Here is an 18,572-nt window from a genome sequence, read left to right as displayed (position 1 = left end):
CGGCAACGGCTCCGTCAGGAGTCTGTTAGGGGCGTGTAAGGAGCGCCGGGGTACGGCGGCAGCCGGACGGTGAACCAGGCGCCGCCCTCGGGCGCGCCTCCCCGCGCTGTGATGGTGCCACCGAGCCGGCCGGCCAAGCGGTGGGCGATGGCCAGCCCGAGGCCGCTGCCGACGGGGCGGACGCCTCGGTAGCGGTCCGTGAGGGCGCCGCGTACGAAGGCGACCTCGATGTCGTCGTCAGTGAGTCCGGGGCCGCCGTCACGGACCTCCAGCAGGGCTCCGGGACCGTCTGCTCGCAGGGCGAGGACGACGGGTTGTCCGGCCGGCGTGACGCGCAAGGCGTTCTCAGCGAGGCCGTCGAGGAGTTGACGTACGCGAAAGCCGTCGGTGGTGATCAGCACAGGGCGTTCCGGGCGCTCGACGCGGAAGTCGACCTCGTGCCGGGCGCAGCGGGCCGACCAGGCGGTCGCGGTCTCCGCCACCAGAGCGTCGAGGTCGACGTCGACGATGTCGAGGCGGAAGTCGTCCGCCTCCAGTCGCGCCAGAGCGAGCAGATCGCCGACGAAGTGTTCGAGGCGCTCGATCTCGGTGCGCAGGATGCGGCCGGCCTCGGGCACCTCCTCGCCGGTGATCACTTCGTCCGCAAGGGCCTCGGCGTATCCGCGTGCCGTCGTCAACGGGGTGCGGATCTCGTGGGAGACGGAGAGCAGGAAGTCGCGTTGACGGTTCTCGCTATGGGTCAGCGCTGTGTCGAGGGTGTTGAGCGCACCGGCCAGTTCCGCCACCTCCGCAGGACCTTCTGCGGGAACCGTCACTCCGCGGGCGCCCTCGGACAGCAGGTGCGCGGTTCTTGCGGCCGTGACGAGCGGGCGCGCCAGGCGCCGGGCCAGCAGAGCACCGGCGAGGGCGGCGCCGGTCAGGCCCAGGATCAGGGGCAGGACGAGGCTGCCGCGCATGCGGTTCGTGGCCTGATCGACAGCCCCCATCGGCTGGGTGAGCACGAGTCCGCCGCCGACAAGCGTCGGCGCTCCCTCCAGCAGTACGTCGTCGCCGTCGAGGCGAGCGGTCGTGGACACGCTGTCCCCGGTGAGCAGCGCTTCACGGCTCGCGGCGTCGACGGCGACGGCCGCCGGACCGTCGATCTCGCCGGAGGGCCGGACGATGGCGAGCTTGATGTCTTCGGGGCCCGCGATGCGCTGCTGCCGGTCGAGCATCCAGGAGGCCAGGGGAGGAGTGCGGGCGAGTACTTCCGCCTGCCGGGAGAGCTGGTCGCGTTCCTGTGCCTCCGCGTTGGTGCGGATCGTCCGCCAGGCGAACAGTCCGGTCAGCAGTACGGCGACCGCGGCCACGGCGCTGGTGAGCAGGACGATGCTCCTGGTCAGCGAGCCACGGCCGTCCACGGTGCTCATCGGCCGGCGTCGGCGACGCTGTAACCGACCCCGCGGACCGTGCGCAGAGGGCTGGCGTCGCCGAGCTTGGCGCGCAGCTGGGAGACGTACACGTCCATCACGCGCGTGTCGCGGTAGCCGGCGTACCCCCAGACCTGGCCGAGCAGTTGCTCGCGCGTGAACACCTGGCCGGGATGGTGCATCAGGAAGGCGAGCAGGTTGAACTCCGTGGTCGTCAGCTCCACTTCCCGGTCGTCGACGTGCAGGGTACGGCGGCCGGTGTCGAGCGCCAGGCGTCCGATCCTGCGCACCGGGTCGTGCCGCGGGCCGGCGGCGCGTCGCAGCAGGCTCTTGACCCGGGCGACCAGCTCCTGCGGCGAGAACGGCTTCGTCAGATAGTCGTCGCCGCCCAACTCCAGCCCCAGAACACGGTCGGTCACCTCGTCCCGCGCGGTCACGAACAGCACGGGAGTCCAGTCGCCCTCCTCGCGCAACCGACGGCAGACCTCCATGCCGTCCATACCGGGCAGCGCGATGTCCAGCACGATCGCGGCCGGGCGCATGCGGCGGACGGCGGCCAGGGCGGCGTCACCGGTGGTCTCGACATGCACACCGAAACCCTCGCGACTCAGATACCGGCGCTGGAGGTCGGCGATGTTCCGCTCGTCCTCCACGACCAGAACGAGCCCCTTGCTCTCCGCCATGTGCCCTCTTCTCGCAGCTCAGTCCCCGATGCTAGCCAGCTCCGGCCCACGCGAGCGCCCTCACCACCAGCCCTTACACGCCCCGAACATTCGCCGAACCTCCGGCTCGCATGCGGTGGCGAGGCTGAGGCCCGAGATCGAGCAAGGGGAGGACCTTGTGAACCGCATACGCAGAGCTGTGTCCGGTCGGGCCGTGACCGCGGCAATGGCCGTCACGGCCGCCGCCGTCACCGGACTCGTGTGGACGACATCGTCGTCCGGACCCTCGACGGCACCGACCGCCTCGGCAGTCGGCCTGGCGGACGCCGACACCATCGGCCTCGTCGCCGGCGACCGACTCGTCGCCGACGATCCGCGGCCCTTGCCCGGTCGCTTGTCCGAGGATCTCCGAGCGCCCGGCCGCCTGCCCGAGGCACTCCGCGCCGATCTGCGCACCCTTGAGCCCGCGCCACGACAGGAGGCGGCGGCGAAGATCTGGCAGGACGCACTGGACGGCCGCTACGGCACCCGGGTGGAGCTGCGGGCCGAGGCGGCACAGCGGCGTTTCCGGGCGCTGCCCGGACAGCTCCAGGACGACATCGAGGAGCTGCGGGGGCTCAGCGGGGAGGAGCGGACCGAGCAGCGGACGGAGATCCGCGACAAGGCGCTCTCCGGCGAGTACGGCCGCCAGGTGCAGCGTTGGGCGGAGCGGCGCGCCGACTTCTGGCGGCAGGACTGAGTGCCACCACGCATGACTCCCGCTCACCGCATCACCGACCTCGCCCTGCTCGACGAGGGCCCGCCCAGGAACGACCTCGCATGAGTCCCGCTCACCGCACCGCCCTGTCCGACGTGGGCCCGACCAGGAACGACGGCATGACCGACGCACCGCAAACATCCCCGGAACCCCACCACCGCGAAGCACCCGCAGGTGTCGGCCGACTGCACCGGCTCGGCCGCTGGTGCGCCCGACGGCCATGGTGGGTGATCACCGCCTGGCTGCTGGTCCTGCTGACGGCCCTCGGCGCCGACCGAGCCTGGGGCGGCACCTACGACGACGACTTCGCCCTTCCCGGAACCGCCGTACAGACCGGGGCCGACCTGCTCGACGCCCACGGATCCGACCAAGTGCGCGGCACGGCCTCCCAGATCGTGCTGCACGCGGACACCGGTTCCCTCGACGCGCACCGGGACGCCGTCGGCACCGCGGTGGCCGAGCTGAAGGAGCTGCCCGAGGTGGTCTCGGTGGCCGATCCGCTGAACACACCCGGCGCGGTCTCCGCCGACGGCACCACCGGCATCGTGACGGTCCGCTTCATCGAGAACCCGGCCCGCTTCGAGACCTCCTACCTGGACGGTGTCGACGACGCCGTGCATGGCCTGCGAGCCGACGGTGTGGACGTCGAATACGGCGGCCCACTGGGCCAGTTGGCCCGCCCGAAGGCCGAGGACCGGCTGTCCGAGGTGATCGGGCTCGCCACCGCCGTCGTCGTGCTGCTGGCCGGGTTCGGCAGCCTTGCCGCCGCCGGGCTGCCGCTGCTGACGGCCGTCGTCGGACTTCTGTCGGGCATGGCGCTGCTCGGACTCCTGGCCGCCACCTTCACCTTCGGCAACGCGGCCCCGACACTGGCCACGATGATGGGCCTGGGCGTCGGCATCGACTACGCGCTCTTCCTGATCACCCGTCACCGCCGACTGCTGCGCGACGTCGACGACCCCGCCGAAGCCGCTGGGCGGGCGATGGCCACCAGCGGCCGCGCGGTGATCGTCGCGGCGGCCACGGTCGCGCTCGCCCTGGGCGGGCTGTACGCATCCGGCGTGACGTTCATCGGCACACTCGGCGTCGCCGCGGGCCTGACCGTCCTGGTCGCCGCCGCTGCCGCCCTCACCCTGGCCCCGGCCCTCCTGGGCGTCATCGGCCGCCGCATCGACCGCTGGCGGGTGCGGCCCCCGGCCGACGAGCCCAACGGCACGGCCGACACCTGGCACCGCTGGGCCGCCACGGTGGGCCGCCGGCCTTGGCTCTTCCTCGCCGTCGGCACCCTGGTCCTGGCGGTGCTCGCCATCCCCGCCGCCGCCATGCGCCTGGGCCACGTCGACAGCGGCGCCAACCCCACGGACTACACCGACCGCCGCGCCTACGACCTGATCGCCGACGGCTTCGGACCCGGCACCAACGGTCAGTTCACGATCGTGGCGAACCTGGCCGACACCCACACCGACCCCGTCGCACTCTCCGGACCGCTGCACGACGCCCTGGCGGCGACTCCCGGGATCGCCCACGTCACCACGCCCGTCACCAGCAAAGACGGCGCCCTCCTCATCGCCACCGTGACACCCGACACCGGGCCACAGGAGGAAGCCACCTCGGACCTCATGCACCGTCTGGAGAACGAGACGCTCCCCGACGTACTCTCCGACTCGGGCGCGCAGGGCTATGTCACCGGCGTCACGGCCGCCCAACTCGCCTTCCGGGACGTGGTCGTGGACCGCCTGCCGGTCATCGTCACGGTGGTCGGCGCGGCGTCCTTCCTGCTCCTGCTCACCGTCTTCCGCAGCCTCCTCGTCGCCCTCAAGGCGGCCCTGCTCAATCTGCTGTCCATCGCCGCTGCGTACGGCGTAGTCGTCGCGGTCTTCCAATGGGGCTGGGGAAGCAGCCTGTTCGGCGTCGACGAACCCGTACCGGTGGAGTCGTACGTGCCGATGATGATGTTCGCGATCGTCTTCGGGCTGTCCATGGACTACGAGGTCTTCCTGCTCTCACGGATCCGCGAGGCGTGGCTCCACACGAAGGACAACCACCTCAGCGTGGCCACCGGCCTGGCCGGCACCGCCCGTGTCATCACCTGCGCCGCTCTCATCATGACCAGCGTCTTCCTGGCGTTCCTGCTCTCCAGCAACGTGGTCATCAAGATGCTCGCCCTCGGTCTGGGAGTCAGCGTCGTCATCGACGCCACCGTCGTCAGACTCATCCTGGTCCCCTCCACCATGTACCTGCTCGGCCGCGCCAACTGGTGGCTGCCTCGGTGGTTGGACAGGCTCCTGCCGCACCTGGATCCCGAAGGCCCGACGCCGACCGCCCCCCTGCCGCCGCACGTGGATGTGGACGCGGTGTTCCCTGCCCAGGCCGCTTCGGGGGACAGCCGATGATCCGCTCCGTGTTCAGGCGGCACCGCGCCGCTGCGCTTTCCTCCACCGCCCTCGCGGTGGTCCTGCTCATCGCCACCACCACGGAACTCGTTGCCCGAACCTTGCTGCACAGCCGTATGACCGCTGTCGCCGACAGAGCCCTCGGCAAGGGAACCACCGTCGACATCGAGGGCGGTCCGGCGTTGCTCGCTCTGTTCGACCGGCACATCGACGCCGTGACCATCAGCAACGATCACGCCGCCCTCGGCCGGATCAGCGGCGTCTCCGTCCATGCCCGTCTGGAGGACCTACGGCTGACCGCCGACCGTGCCGGCACGGTCGCCCGCACCCACGCCGACGTCACGGTGCCCGCCGCCTCGCTGCAACGCATGGCCGGCACGTCCGACGGCGGGCTCCCCGTCACCGCCGTACGTCTGGACGATCAGGCCGACACGGTGACCCTCGACCTCGGCCAGGGCGGGCTCGGGCAGGCCACCCTCCAGCCCCGTCTCCAGGACGGACGGGTCGCCCTGCGCCTGGCCGACGTCGAGATACTGGGCAGCCCTGCGCCACCCCGGCTGGTGGACCGGATCCAGGACAGGCTGACAAGCCGGAACGGTGTGGACTACCCCCTGGGACTGAAGGCCACCACACTCGATGTCACTGCCACGGGACTTGCCGTCGGCCTGGACGCGGGGCCGACCCGGCTGACGGGAAAGGTGAGAGCGTGATGCTGGTCGAGTTGGATGGGCTGTGGGCTTTTGGGCGACAGTTCGCGGCGGTGATCAACCGATCTGGGGCCATGTCCCGATTCATCCGAGAAGGGTCTGCGCGCCGTACCACAACGGCGACGGGTTGAGTCGGTCCGGATGGCGGGCGAGCATCTCCTCGTAGAAGGCCGTCGGAGGCGGGCGCTGGGCGAGGAGGTGCTCGACGTCGTTGAGGTAGGCACGGGTCTGCGTGATGGTGTCCGGCGTGTCGGGTCGTCTGCGGTCCTGATGGCCCGCGACCACCGCGACCGGGCGCAGGTCCTCGACGGTGTCCAGTGCTCGCAGCCAGGCGGTGAAGCCACCGTTGGCGCCCTCCGAGAGGTAGAGGTGGACGTTGTTGTAGACGGCGTCTCCGGCCACCACGAGGCCCAGGTCGGGAACGTGCAGCACGCTGGTGTGGTCGGTGTCGGTGTGGTCGGTGGGCACGGGTTTCAGTACGTGGCCCTCCAGGAGCAGACCCTCCTCGGGTACGGGACGGGCTACGACAGGGGTGTCACCGAGGAGGCCGGGAAAGTCCTTGTCCCATCGCAAGGCGCGGCCGGTCGTGGCCTGGTAGTGCATCATCGCGATCGCGTCGGGCGACGCCCAGGCCTGAGCGGTGGGGAAGCGCCGCAGCAGCTCGCCGGTGCCGAACCAGTGGTCGCCGTGGCCGTGTGTGATGTAGATGTGCGCCAGCCGCTTACCGGAATGCTCGATCCAGTCCCCGACCTTGCGTGTCTGCTCCTGGGTCAGGGGTGGGTCCACCAGGACCGCCGTGGCGTCCCCCATGATCAGGGTGCTGGTCAGGGGAGAGGAGACCAGCGGGTCACCGCTGGGCAAACGCTGGTCGCCGGCCCGCTGGATGCCGTCTTGCACGAGCGTGCTGTAGGTCAATGGCGTCATGCGAGTGCGTCCCTTCTCGCCACGACCTTTCCCGCGGTACAGCACGTGGCACGTGGGTGGTGGTTCGGCACCGTCCGCGAGGCTGATTCGGGGGAGATTCAGAGGCAACGCCGGAAGGTAGTTTCCGCAGGAACCAAATCCGGCCGTTCGCCTGATAGCGCCTGCCCGAGAGCGGCACCTTCGGTGTGTCACTGAGAGATATTCGAGGATTCCTATTTTAATCCTCGTGATCGTATGAAGCCGATCTCTCAGAGATCGCCTCGTTCTCATCGGAGATGACATGCACAAGCTTCGCAAGGCTGCCCTCATGGTCGTCGCCCTCGGCAGCGTCGGACTCCTGAGCGCCGGCACGGCCACCGCCCAGGGCCTCGACGGCCACGGCGACAAGGGCGGAAACAGCTACAGCGTGCTGCAGAGCAGCAACTGCAAGTCCCACGACCTGAACCTCGACATCCTCGGCCAGGTCGGCCTGCTCAACGGCCTGCTGGGCAGCGCGCTCAACGGCGAAGGCGACGCTGGTGCGCAGAAGACGCACCTGGGCTCGACCATGGGCTGCAACAACAGCGCCTTCTAAAGCCTGCCGGAAAGTCACTGTCGGTTCTGGGCCCAGTCGGCGCTGGTACGGGAAAACTCGCTCTGATCCCGCATCTGCGCAGGCCGGGCCCAACCGACGGAAATTCGCAAACCACAGTTCCATCCAAGGGCTTCACATGGATTGAGGGCCAATCTGGGCCTCAATGGCGGCGCACTCGCGGAACGCTTTCCCGAGCTTTAGGATCTGGCCCGGTTTTCGCCCTACCTGACCGCCCTCATCCTTCGGTTCGGCGCCCACGAGCCAACGAACTCCACATCCCGCCGGACGTGTTCGACCCCGCGCTGGATGACTGGCGGCGAACAGCCCGTGGCCGCGAAGCAGCCCACCGGACAAGGTCAGCCTGCTCGGGGGACTACCGGTCGTCGTTCGGGCCCGGGGCCTCGGCGTTCACGTCGGGTGGGACTGGGTGTGGTCGCGTCATGGCCCAGCGGATGGTCCGGGTCAGTGCCTGGCCGGTGGGGCGTACGGCGATGTCCTCGACGAGGGGGACGCGGGGCAGCCAGAGCATGCCGCGCGCCCAGGGCGGGAGCAGAGCTACGGCGTTCGCGGCCAGGGCGCCGTAGAACGGCCGTACCGCCAGCGGCAGAGGCGGCTGGAACAGCAGGAAGCGAGCGGCGGCGCGGGCCTCGGAGGTGGCCCGTAGTTCAGGCCGGTAGGCGTCGAGGCGTTCGGTCAGCTCGCGCCGGTCTCGCGGTGGGTCGATCACCCCCAGCGCATCGGCGACGCGTGCGGTGTCGGCGACGTACGCGTCGTAGCCGGCAGCATCCAGGGGGTGAGCCCCGTAGCGTTCGTGGGCGCGCAGGAAGCTGTCCGTCTCGGCGGCGTGGACCCAGGCGAGCAACTGCGGATCCGCCGCGTGGTAGGGGATGCCGTCGGTGGTTGTCCCGCGGATCCGTTCGTGGATGGCCCTGACGCGGTCGACCGCGTGCTGAGCGTCCTCGGCGGTGCCGAACGTGGTCACGGCCAGGTAGGTGCTGGTGCGTTGCAGGCGGCCCCAGGGATCCCCGCGGTAGCCGGAGTGGCCCGCCACCGCGGCCATGGCGAGCGGATGCAGGGACTGCAGCAGCAGTGCGCTCAGCCCGCCGATGAACATGGAGGCGTCGCCGTGGACGGTGCGGATCGGGCGGTCGGGTCCGAACCAGCGTGGGCCGGGGGTGTGGTGGATGCGGGCCCGTGTCGCAGGCCCGTCGGGGCCCGCGACCCGGTGGAACAGGGCCTGGCCCAGCTGGTCACGCACTGCGGTGAGCATGGTCGCCCTCCCCTCTGCTGTTGCCCAGTGTGCGCGATGTCCGCCGGGTTCCGGGCATGCCGGCACGTTCAGGTGCCGGTGGGCGTGCGGTGTGCTTCGCGGTCGGAGGCCGGCCACACGTAAGGCAGGTCGTCGGGGACGCCGGGGAACAGAGGGGCGTAGACGTCGTGGTCCTTGCGGACGAGCGCCGAGCGGTGGCTCTCGTGGAAGGGTTCCTCGCCGAGCCAGGGCGGCAGCTCGCCGGCGGCTGCCAACTCCTGCTGCTCGCGCACCGCGGTGCCCGGCTCGTGCGCGGCGAAGTCTGCGACCAGGGAGGCGGCGCAACTGTCCTGGTGTCCCTGCTCCCGCCAGACTCGGCAGATCTCCAGGCCGTAGCGCACGAGTGCCTCCTCGTACCCCGTCCACATCCGTACCGCCGGGTGCCGGCGCCACCCGTAGCCGGGAACGGTCAGTCCGCGCAGGACCTGAAGTGCCTCGACCCGCTGCTTGCCCAGTCGGCGCCGGTCGAGGAGCAGGGCGGTCTGCCGGAAGTCGGGGTGGGGCAGGAACGTCTGCATCGGTCACCCGCTCACTTCTTGCGCAGCGCGGAAGGCTTGTGGATCGCGGACCTACCGGAGCGGTCGCTGCGCACCTCGTACTGCGGGTCCTCGGGCGAGGCGTCGACGGTACGACCTGCGGCCTCGGTACGGCGGGTGATCTTCCGCTCGACCGTGCCTTCCGTGGTGCTGCCGTGACTGTTCCAGGCGACCTCGTCACCCTGGGTGAGACGGCGGTCCTTGCCCCGGCCGCTCGTCTCCCTTGCCTTCTTCGTCTGCTTCGCCATGGTGATCGCTCCCGTCCTCGGCGCCGGTGGTTTCGGCACTTGCGCGTGGACGCCGCGTGGTCGGCCATGCCCGAACGGCGGCGTTCCAGGCCGCCCACTCGGGCGGACGTCTTGTCAGTCACTTCCTTGCGGAGGTGTTGTTCGGATGCGGCTCAGCTCCGCTGTGTCGGCGGAGTGTGGCCGGCCACGAGGCGCCCCTGGCCGGCAGACGGTCGACGCATGCATCCGTCTGCAGCTCGCCAGGCGAATAGGTGGTGAGCCTTCGACCGAAGGAGCCCGGACGGACTCGTGCCAGGAGGGCACACGCAGAATGCGCCGACACGTCGCAGTAGTGGAGAGCATGAACCGTATGCACAAGGACGCTGTCCACGACTCGCCACTACGGGGGCGGGTCGCTGTCGTCACCGGGGCCGCCCGTGGCATCGGCGAGGCCCTCGCGCGGCGGTTGTCCGGGGCAGGCATGCGCGTCGCCCTGCTCGGCCGCGAGGCGCAGTCCCTTCAAGACGCGGCAGCCTCACTTCCCAACTCGACTCTCTGTATCGAGGCTGACGTCACCGACCAGGACGCACTCGACCGCGCGGCAGAGCAGGTCGCGGGCCGGCTGGGAGACGCGGCCGTCGTCGTGGCAAACGCCGGAGTGGCGGCAGGCGGCCCGTTCCGTCACACGGATGGCGATCTCTGGCGGCGCGTGATCGACGTCAACCTGATCGGCGTGGCCAACACCGCCCGCGCCTTCCTGCCTCAGCTGTCCCGCACGCGCGGCTACTACTTGCAGATCGCCTCGACCGCCGCCTTCGGCTCGGCACCCATGATGAGCGCATACTGCGCCTCCAAAGCCGGTGCGGAATCCTTCGCACGTGCCCTGCGCGGTGAGGTCGAGCCCGACGGTGTCGCCGTCGGCATCGCCTACGTCCACTGGACGGGCACCGACATGATCAGCGGAATGGACGAGCACCCGGTACTGCGTGCCCTGCGGGCCCACCAGCCGTGGTTCGCCCGCCGCGTGCACAGCCCCGACCAGGTGGCCGAATGGCTCACCGTCGGCATCACCCACCGAGCCCTCCACATCTACGCTCCGCCCTGGCTACGTTGGTGCCAGCCCCTGCGTCCCTTGTTCCCCATCGTGGTCACCCGCGTGGCCCGCCGAGAGCTGCGCCGAATGACCTCCGACGAACTCGCCGTAGACCTCGGAGTGATGGGCGCGGGAGGGCGCGCCGACTGGGACGCCTACACCACCGACGCCCAGCGTTCCCATCCTCCGCAGTGACCCGAACCTCATGCGCTGAGTCCGGCCTGCAAGGCATGGCAACCAGGGCGAGCCTTCGTGGGCACCCATCACGCACTCAACCTGGCCCGTCGCCCGGCCGGCTCCCGCCGCGATGCGATCGCCGTGGTCTGGCTGATCCGACTCGTAGGTGCTCAGCAAGGCGGGTCGCGGACTGCCCGTACGCGAGGGCGTCGGCACCCCGGACGGTCAGCCCGAGCGCACGGGGATAGACAGCGTCAGCGCCATCGCCCTCTACATCATCGACCTCACCGTGCCGACCTCCCTCGCGTCCGTCGCTCCGTCCCGCCCGTCCGCCGCGTCGGCGAGTGCCGTGCGTGCGAGATCGCGCAGCCAGATGTGGGCGGGGTCGGTGTCGTAGCGCTGATGCCAGGACAGGTACACCGGGGCCGGCGGCAGGTCGAACGGCAGGGGGAGCAGGGCGAGTTCGAGCCGAGTGGCCGGTGAACGCGTAGTGGACTCCGGCGCGGTGACCAGGAGGTCGGAGTCGCGCACGAACGCGAGGGCTGCCGCTTCGGTGGGCGCGCTCGCCACCACGTGTCGCGTGAGGCCGAGCCGCGCGAGTTCGGCGTCGAGGACGTTGCCGAGACGGCCCCGCCGCGAGACGGTGATGTGGTCGGCGGCGGCATACCGCGCGGCGGTGAGCGTCCTGTCGCGGGTCAGCGGGTGGTCGCACCGCACGACGACGACGTGCCGGGTATCGGCCACCCGGTCGGCGTGGATCTCGGGTGCGGTGGGCGGATCGGCGTCCGCGGCCAGGTCGACCTCGCCGCGGCGCAACTCAGGTGTGTCGATGCTCGATTCCGCGATGAAGCGCAGTCGCACGCCTGGTGCCTGTCGGCGCACGGCGGCGAGCAGCGCAGGGCCGCTGAGCGCGACCAGCGCATCGTGCCAGCGGAGGGTGAAGGTGCGTTCCAGCGTCGCGAGGTCGATTTCACGGTTAGGTGCCAGCACGCCGCGTGCCTGCTGAACCAGGTCGTGCACCTGCTCCCGGACAGCGATCGCGTACGGCGTCGGAGTCATCGTGCGTCCCGTGCGCACCAGGATCTGATCACCCGTGGCACGCCGGATCCGGCCGAGGCTCCGGCTCATCGCGGGGGCGGTGACATGCAGTCGCTCGGCTGCCCCGGCCACGCTGCCTTCCTCCAGGAGGGCGTCCAGCGCGGTGAGCAGGTTCAGATCCAATTGCATGGGAGTCATCCTAGCCGTGCTTTACATGCACTTGCAGTTAATGACGTGCCCTCCTACCTTCGAGATGCGGGCGCGGAACACCTCGGATCCCGCCACCTCCGCAGACAACGTCACCCCTGTTCGGACAGGAGCACTGCCATGCCCAAATCGCTTCAGGAAGCCGGTACTTCGGCATTCACGGCCTCGGCCCACGACGCCCAACTGCTCGAGCCGACCGCGGCCGCCGTACGCGCGGCGGGCTCCGCGCTGATCGAGCGCTACGGCGACGTGGTCCGCTACGAGACGCGCGAGGAGCTGATGCGTGCGCTAGCGGCCAATGACGACGTGGCTCTCGGCATCCTCCGTCCTCACCTCACGGAGCTGCGCCCGAACGCCCGCTGGGTGGAGGAGGAACTCGAGGGCGGCGCCCTGCCTCCCGGGGAATGGTGGGTCGTGGACCCGGCCGAAGGGAACGTCAACCACCTGCACGCCCTGCCGGACTGGGCGGTGACCGCGACGCTCGTACGGGACAACCAGCCCGTGCTCACCGCGGTCCACCTGCCACTGACCGGCGAGACCTACACCGCGCTCGCCGGCGGGGGCGCCCACCTCGACGGCCGGCCCCTGCGCGTGGCCCCCACCACGGACCTCGGCCTGAGCATCGTGGCCACGAGCCAGGCCAGGCCGGACGAGGCCGAGGAAGTGGTGCGCCGGGTCGGCTCATCGATCACCGCGATGCTCTTCGACGCCCTCGTGGTACGGACTTCCGTGCCCGCCACCCTGCACCTGCTGAACCTGGCGGCCGGCCGGATCGACGCCGTCTGGCAGTTCGCCGGGGCACGCGCGGACCTGCTCCCCGGGGCGCTGCTGGTCGCGGAGGCGGGAGGGCGCGTCTCCGATGCCGAGGGCCGCCACTGGACCCCGCAGAGCGGGAGCTTCCTGGCTGCCGCGCCCGGCGTCCACGCCGAGGCCGTGGCCACGCTCTCCCGTTGACCCTCACCACCAGCACATGAAGGACAGGATCACCATGACCAAGATCAGCATTCTGGGCAACGGCCGAGTCGGCGGCGGCCTCGCGGCAGCCCTCAACCGCGCCGGGCACGACGTGACCGTGGCGGACCGTTCACCGGGCGCTGCCGCCGATGCCGCGCGGTCGGCGAGCGTCATCATCAACGCCACCCCGGGCGAGGGCTCTTTGGAGCGGCTCGTCGCACTGCGCGAAGAGCTCCGGGGCAAGATCCTCGTCGATGTCTCCAACGCCACCGTCGACGGACCGGACGGGTTGCCCGTCGACCTCCTCCACCAGGGCTCGAGCCTCGCGGAACAGCTCCAGCGCGCGTTGCCCGACACGCTCGTCGTGAAGACCCTGAACACGATGCTCTACTCGGTGATGACCGCGCCCGCCACGCTGTCCCAGCCGGCCACCGTCTTCCTCTCCGGGGAGGACCGGGCGGCCAAGGCGATCGTTCGAGGGCTGCTCGTCGACCTCGGTTGGCGCGAGGAGTGGATCACGGACCTCGGCGGGGTGGAGACCGCACGCGCCACCGAGGCGGCCGTCCTGTTCGTGCCCCACGTCATCCGGGCTCGCGGATTCGCGCCGTTCGCGATCTCGGTCGTCAGCTGAGCCGGCGGGAACCGGCGAACCTGAAGCGCGGCCGGGTGAACAAGATCCTCCCGGTTTCGCTCTGGCGGAGAGAAGGTGTTGCGCGGCCCACGCGCACGACTTCGCCCCCGCTCCGGGAGTCAGCTCTGCCGGGAGTGCATCGGACTGTTGGCGACCTCCTGCGTGCACTTCCCGTGCATCCCGCGTAGGCGCCGGTCGCGTCGCCAGTCGAAGACAGCCAGGGCCAGGGACGTCACCATCCCGGCGATGGCGGTGCCCAGTGCGATGACGAGGGCGCCTTGATAGTCGTCGCCGTTGCCGAGGACCATGTAGAAGAGGCCGGGCAGGGCAGCGGTGCCCACCGCGGCGCCGAGCCGCTGTCCCGTCTGCAGGGCGCCCCCCGCCGCGCCGGCCATGTCCACGGGTACGTCCCGGAGGGTCATGGTGATGTTCGGGGAGACCACGAAGCCTCCTCCGATGCCGCCGAGGAACAGGACAGGAGCGGCGATCCACGGAGCGATACCCAGGGGCGCGAAGCGCAGGAGCAGCGCGGCTCCGCCCAGACCACAGATCACCCCGGCGAGGCCGCAGACTGTGAGCAGGCGTCCGTACCGCTCCACCAGTCGGCCTGCGACCACGGCGGCGCCCGCCGAGCCGAGGGCGAACGGAGTGACGGCGAGGCCGGACCGCAAGGGGGAGAAGGCCAGGCCGTTCTGGTAGAAGAGGGCGAAGACGAGCCATACGCCGCTGAAGCCGATGAAATACAGCGTGCCGACGCCGGCTCCTACGGCGTAGCCGCGCACCGTGGTGAACAGCCGCGGGTCCAGCAACGGTCTGGTCCCCCTGGCGACGAGACGATACTGCCAGCGGACGAAGACGGTGAGGATCGAGGCGCCGACGGGGAACATCCACCACAGGCGAGTCAACCCGCCGGCCTCCGCCTGGACCAGCGGATACATGAGGGCGAGAACGCCGAGTCCGAGAAGCAGCACGCCGGGTACGTCCACGTGCCTCCTTCCGGACGGCCGGCTCCGGGGCAGCAGTCGGCGTCCGAGCAGGACGGCGAAGATGCCGATGGGGACGTTGACGTAGAAGATCCAACGCCACCCTTGCTGACCGTCGGCCAGGGCGAGGATCGTGCCGCCGAGGAGAGGGCCGGACGCGGAGGAGATGCCCACCGTCGCGCCGAAGTAGCCGAAGGCACGCCCGCGTTCGGCCCCGCGGAACAACTGCTGGATGAACGCCGAGTTCTGAGGCGCCATGAAGCCGGCCGCCAGTCCCTGGGCGAGGCGGGCCACGACCAGCAGGGTGATGTTGGGAGCGGCACCACAGGCGGCGCTGAAGACGACGAAACCGCACAGTGCCATCAGGAAGATGCGGCGTCGGTCCAGGGCGTCGCCCAGCCGTCCGGCGGTGACGAGTGCGAGGGCGAAGGTGAGGGTGTAGCCGGACACGATCCACTGCACCTGGGCGGGGGAGGCGTGCAGGTTGTGCTGGACGGTGGGCAGCGCGACCGCCACGATCGTGACGTCCAGCAGGCTCATGAAGCCCGCCACCAGAGTGACCCAGAGCGCCCGCCACCGGCGCGGATCCGGCTGGTACTCGTCCTCCCGGCCATCGGGGCCTTGGTCGCCCGCCGCTGACGCCGCCGCTGTCACGTGTAGTCCTCTCGCACGGCCCGGCCGAACCTGTTCCCCGACTGCGGCGCGTGCACACCGACGGTCTGCAAATGGGTGATGCCACGTATCCGACGTTCGCCTCTTCGACACGTACCGGTGATCACAGTCGAGCACAGGCGTAGACCAGGCGACTTGGGGCACTTGGAGGTCTGCTCGTCGTTGTTCGGCAGTCAGCAGCGGCGTGGGAATTCTGCTTGCAGCCTGTTCCTCGCGGTCGCACCCGCCGGGGTACGAGCTGCGCTTCGGGAAAGAGGAATCTCATGATCCTTCCGGCTGAGAGAGAGCTGCGCGCTGCGCTGGCCCGGTTCGCTTCCGCGCGCATCGATCACGACGTGCGCCCAACTGGTGGTACGAGCCGCGTTCTGGAGGACGCCACGTACACGCTCTGTGTGATGACCTCCTCCCGTAGCATCGAGGAGGCTCTGGTCGCGGCAGATGCGCTGTTGCAGCGCTACTGCGCCGACCGCGCGGCCGTTTCGCGGGAGGTCCTGACAGTCGTCGACGTGCCGCGTTCGGGAGGGCCTGTCGAGGCCGCGTCGGACACCTCGCGGCTGGAGTCGACCGGCGCGTGATAGGGCGTGACCGCTCGCGATAACGTGGCGCGGGTCCGGCGCCCGCCCCCTGCACAGGCCGGGGTCGCCATCGTCCAACGGCCATGCGGCCACCGTCGCGCAGGCTCTGGTTGCGGCAGCCGGGACTGCTGTCACGGAAAACTTCGGAAGGTGCGATCGCAACGCAATGTGAAGGCCGGCATGTCCGCGGTCCTTGCGCTGACCGCTTCGATCGCGGGCGACCGGGCCGTGGTCACCATGCACGCCGAGTCGGCTCTGCACATCGCCCACGCTCACGGACTCAGCCAGACGAGAACGCTCGCAGAGTGGGCCCGGGCCCGCGCGGACCTTGGCCACGGCAACCCAGAACACGCCGCCGCGCGACTAGCCCCCCTCGTCCACGCGGGCCCGCGGTAGGGCCATTTCGGGCTGTGGATGATGGCGGTCCCCTGCTACATAGAGGCCACAGTCCTCGCCGGCGAAGAAGCGGACGCGGAGGTGGAACACCTGATCGAGCAATATTGCCCATTGGGCTTCGCTGGGCGCGGATCCGCAGGGCCCGGCAGTCGTACTGCGATGCCGAGCCCTGGTGGCGGACCACGAGCGCAGCGAGGACCTCTTCAAAGCGGCCCTGGCACAACACGAGAAGGTCGACAGTCCCTACGAACACGCCCGGACCCACCTCGCGTACGGAATGTGGCTGCGGCGCCGACGCCGTCCCGTGGAGGCACGCGCTCAACTGCGCCGTGCCGTCATGGGGTTCGACCAATGCGGTGCCGACGTAGGAACCCGGCAGGCGGACGTCGAGCTCAGAGCGGCCGGCGAGGCCCCCACCGCCGTGTCCGCCTCCGAAGCCGGGACGGGCCCGCTGACGCTGCTCACCTCGCAGCAACTGCGCATCGCCCGCACGGTGGCCCTGGGCGCCACCAACCGTGAAGTGGCACGTCAGTTGTCGATCAGCATCCGCACTGTCGAGTACCACCTGCGCAACATCTTCCGCAGCTAGGAGTGCGCTCCCGGGTGGCTCTCGCCCGCGTCCTGGAGCCCGAACTGCTCCTGCCCGCGCCGGTGAACGGCTCTGCGGACGTATCTGCCACAAGCGGTGTCAGTCCCCTGACGTAGTGTTCCCGCTGCCGTACACCGACTGCGAGGACCAGAGAATTGACTGGCATGCCTGCTTTCCCGCTGCCCTTTCACGCATCACGTTCCATATCGTTCGCGACCCCCCGAACGCTGAGGGAACTTCAGATGATGCAGTGCAGCGCCCACATTCGGGCGAAGCCAGGGTGGTTCGACAAGATGAACGACGCCGGCATCGTCGCCAGATGGACCCGGGAAGCGGTCGAACAGGGCCTCAGCGAAGCGCAGGTCCGGTACGTGCTCGCCGAACTCGCCCATTACGCCGCACTGCGAGACGAACGCAGCGGGGTCGAGGTCTCCGCCGTCGACGGGGTGTGGCACTCGGACACCCTGGTCGACGACGGGCTCAGATCCCGGCTGCGCGAGGCGGTGCGGGTTCTGGAGCAGGTCCCCGCAGCGGAACAGGACTGGCATCCAGGATCCGACGGCCAGGTACTGGACCTGGTCCATCCCTCACTCTTCTGCCTGGTGCGAGAGGCGAGCGGGGCGCCCGAGCGGGCTTGGCAGAACCCTACGGACCGCTATTCCAGGTACGAATTCTCGGAGAGATTCCAATGGCTGCCCACTGACGTCGACGTCACGGACGACGGCGAAGTCGTCTTCCGTTCGTACGTCAACAACGTCCACCCCGACGAGCATCGCGACCTGGCCTGCGTCCTGCCGGACCTGTTCGCCCGCCTGCGCCCGCTGCTGGAGAACGTGCTCACCGATCTGCGCCACCCGCGGCCCCTGAGGATCGAGGCCGATCCCTACGGGTGGTACGACTCGGAGCCGGAGCATCCCGACAAAGCGTCCTACGGTGATGAGCAGGCGTACGCGGAAGCCGTCCGTGCTTGGGCAGAGGCGCAGGACGACTGGTGGGAGAACCGCAGCCCGGTCGTCCCGGATGCGCCGGCCTTCACTCCGCCCGAGTCGCCCGACGCCTCCGCCCGAGTCGACCTGCGCGGCCGCAGGCTCCAGGTCATCGTCAAACTCGCGACCATTCAACTCACCCCGGAAAAGCCCGAGTACCAGGGGGGAACCTGGCACGTGGAGGGGATGTTGAACGAGCGGATCGTCTCGACCGGCATCTACTACTGGGACAGCGAGAACATCACCGAAAGCCGGCTGAGTTTCAGGGCGGCACTGGACGACCCGGACTATGAGCAGAGCGACGACAACGGTGTGCGTGAGGTCTACGGCCTGGAGGACGAAGACGCCCTGAACCAAATGCTGGGATCGGTGTCGACCCCGGCAGGCCGCTGTCTGGCGTTCCCGAACATCCTGCAACACCGGGTCGGCTCATTCCGCCTGGCCGACCCCACCCGCCCGGGGTATCGCAAAATTCTCGCGTTCTTCCTGGTCGACCCGTCGGAACAGATCGTCTCGACATCCGACGTGCCACCGCAACAGCCCTGGTCCCCTACCTCGACCATGACGCTTGAACAGGCCAAGAGCTTCCGCGAGCAACTCATGCAGGAACGCAAGTTCTTCGTCGACGAACACAACGAGCAGCTCTACGAGCGGGAGTTCTCGCTCTGCGAGCACTGAGAAGCCCGCTGATCGGCACAATGCCACCGGGCCCGAGTGCTGTTCTCCCGCTCACACCAGGTGAGCGGGAGAACAGCGCCGGTCACGGCCGGTCG

The 18,572-nt window shown here is 69.8% G+C and carries 17 protein-coding genes and 1 pseudogene; 10 read left to right on the top strand and 8 right to left on the bottom strand.

What is annotated here, in order from left to right; translation table 11 throughout:
* Positions 1–14 precede the first annotated feature (14 nt).
* A complete protein-coding gene (locus tag CP983_RS00595; RefSeq protein WP_150498077.1) occupies positions 15–1,409 on the bottom strand; it encodes a sensor histidine kinase in 1,395 nt (464 codons plus the stop codon).
* Entirely contained in the window at positions 1,406–2,092 is a 687-nt protein-coding gene (locus CP983_RS00590) for a response regulator transcription factor (protein ID WP_150498076.1), read from the bottom strand. Before CP983_RS00590 ends, CP983_RS00595 begins: the two co-directional genes overlap by 4 nt.
* A 193-nt stretch (positions 2,093–2,285) precedes the next feature.
* On the opposite strand from CP983_RS00590, the gene CP983_RS00585 reads away from it, so the two are divergent.
* The 3 genes from CP983_RS00585 (at position 2,286) to CP983_RS00575 (ending at position 5,931) form a co-directional block, all read left to right on the top strand.
* A complete protein-coding gene (locus CP983_RS00585) occupies positions 2,286–2,810 on the top strand; it encodes a hypothetical protein (RefSeq protein WP_150498075.1) in 525 nt (174 codons plus the stop codon).
* A gap of 80 nt (positions 2,811–2,890) precedes the next feature.
* Positions 2,891–5,221, top strand: coding sequence for an MMPL family transporter (locus CP983_RS00580; protein WP_244364944.1), 2,331 nt, complete (start codon positions 2,891–2,893; stop codon positions 5,219–5,221).
* Entirely contained in the window at positions 5,218–5,931 is a 714-nt protein-coding gene (locus CP983_RS00575; RefSeq protein WP_150498074.1) for an LmeA family phospholipid-binding protein, read from the top strand. The genes CP983_RS00580 and CP983_RS00575 overlap by 4 nt, the downstream gene beginning before the upstream one ends.
* A gap of 81 nt (positions 5,932–6,012) precedes the next feature.
* Here CP983_RS00575 and CP983_RS00570 read toward each other — a convergent pair whose 3' ends face one another.
* Positions 6,013–6,852 carry an MBL fold metallo-hydrolase gene (locus CP983_RS00570; protein WP_150498073.1) on the bottom strand — a complete coding sequence of 280 codons (840 nt, stop codon included), beginning with the start codon at positions 6,850–6,852 and terminating at the stop codon, positions 6,013–6,015.
* Between the two features lie 280 nt (positions 6,853–7,132).
* Here CP983_RS00570 and CP983_RS00565 point away from each other — a divergent pair, with 280 nt between their 5' ends.
* The gene (locus CP983_RS00565) at positions 7,133–7,426 is read left to right on the top strand and encodes a hypothetical protein (protein WP_150498072.1); all 294 of its coding nucleotides are present in this window, start codon (positions 7,133–7,135) and stop codon (positions 7,424–7,426) included.
* A 373-nt stretch (positions 7,427–7,799) separates the two neighbouring features.
* Here CP983_RS00565 and CP983_RS00560 read toward each other — a convergent pair whose 3' ends face one another.
* From CP983_RS00560 to CP983_RS00550, 3 genes are all read right to left on the bottom strand, one after another.
* On the bottom strand, positions 7,800–8,696 hold the full coding sequence (locus CP983_RS00560; RefSeq protein ID WP_150498071.1) for an oxygenase MpaB family protein: 897 nt from the start codon (positions 8,694–8,696) through the stop codon (positions 7,800–7,802).
* Between the two features lie 68 nt (positions 8,697–8,764).
* Positions 8,765–9,253, bottom strand: a complete 489-nt coding sequence (locus tag CP983_RS00555; RefSeq protein WP_150498070.1) for an MSMEG_6728 family protein — start codon at positions 9,251–9,253, stop codon at positions 8,765–8,767.
* 11 nt (positions 9,254–9,264) lie between these two features.
* The gene (locus CP983_RS00550; protein WP_150498069.1) at positions 9,265–9,519 is read right to left on the bottom strand and encodes a hypervirulence associated TUDOR domain-containing protein; all 255 of its coding nucleotides are present in this window, start codon (positions 9,517–9,519) and stop codon (positions 9,265–9,267) included.
* A 349-nt stretch (positions 9,520–9,868) separates the two neighbouring features.
* Between CP983_RS00550 and CP983_RS00545 the strand changes: the two genes are divergently transcribed.
* Positions 9,869–10,786: an SDR family oxidoreductase gene (locus CP983_RS00545; RefSeq protein ID WP_229914589.1), complete on the top strand. Its 918-nt coding sequence runs from the start codon at positions 9,869–9,871 to the stop codon at positions 10,784–10,786.
* A gap of 252 nt (positions 10,787–11,038) precedes the next feature.
* Here CP983_RS00545 and CP983_RS00540 read toward each other — a convergent pair whose 3' ends face one another.
* Positions 11,039–11,995: a LysR family transcriptional regulator gene (locus tag CP983_RS00540; RefSeq protein ID WP_150498067.1), complete on the bottom strand. Its 957-nt coding sequence runs from the start codon at positions 11,993–11,995 to the stop codon at positions 11,039–11,041.
* Between the two features lie 138 nt (positions 11,996–12,133).
* Here CP983_RS00540 and CP983_RS00535 point away from each other — a divergent pair, with 138 nt between their 5' ends.
* Both CP983_RS00535 and CP983_RS00530 read left to right on the top strand, forming a co-directional pair.
* Positions 12,134–12,967, top strand: a complete 834-nt coding sequence (locus CP983_RS00535; RefSeq protein WP_150498066.1) for an inositol monophosphatase family protein — start codon at positions 12,134–12,136, stop codon at positions 12,965–12,967.
* Positions 12,968–13,001: 34 nt separating this feature from the next.
* On the top strand, positions 13,002–13,598 hold the full coding sequence (locus tag CP983_RS00530) for an NADPH-dependent F420 reductase (protein ID WP_150498065.1): 597 nt from the start codon (positions 13,002–13,004) through the stop codon (positions 13,596–13,598).
* 119 nt (positions 13,599–13,717) lie between these two features.
* Here the strand turns inward: CP983_RS00530 and CP983_RS00525 are convergent, their stop codons facing one another.
* Positions 13,718–15,235, bottom strand: coding sequence for an MFS transporter (locus CP983_RS00525; RefSeq protein ID WP_150498064.1), 1,518 nt, complete (start codon positions 15,233–15,235; stop codon positions 13,718–13,720).
* Between the two features lie 281 nt (positions 15,236–15,516).
* Between CP983_RS00525 and CP983_RS00520 the strand changes: the two are divergent.
* From CP983_RS00520 to CP983_RS00510, 3 genes and pseudogenes are all read left to right on the top strand, one after another.
* A pseudogene (locus CP983_RS00520) lies at positions 15,517–15,741 on the top strand (DUF5133 domain-containing protein); the annotation flags it as partial.
* 655 nt (positions 15,742–16,396) lie between these two features.
* Positions 16,397–16,813 carry a helix-turn-helix transcriptional regulator gene (locus tag CP983_RS00515; RefSeq protein WP_150498062.1) on the top strand — a complete coding sequence of 139 codons (417 nt, stop codon included), beginning with the start codon at positions 16,397–16,399 and terminating at the stop codon, positions 16,811–16,813.
* Between the two features lie 155 nt (positions 16,814–16,968).
* The gene (locus CP983_RS00510; protein WP_150498061.1) at positions 16,969–18,477 is read left to right on the top strand and encodes a DUF4246 domain-containing protein; all 1,509 of its coding nucleotides are present in this window, start codon (positions 16,969–16,971) and stop codon (positions 18,475–18,477) included.
* Positions 18,478–18,572: the final 95 nt, after the last annotated feature.

This window comes from Streptomyces chartreusis (assembly GCF_008704715.1).
In the GTDB taxonomy this organism is placed as follows: Bacteria; Actinomycetota; Actinomycetes; order Streptomycetales; family Streptomycetaceae; genus Streptomyces; species Streptomyces chartreusis.
This window is presented reverse-complemented; position numbering and strand designations above follow the sequence as displayed.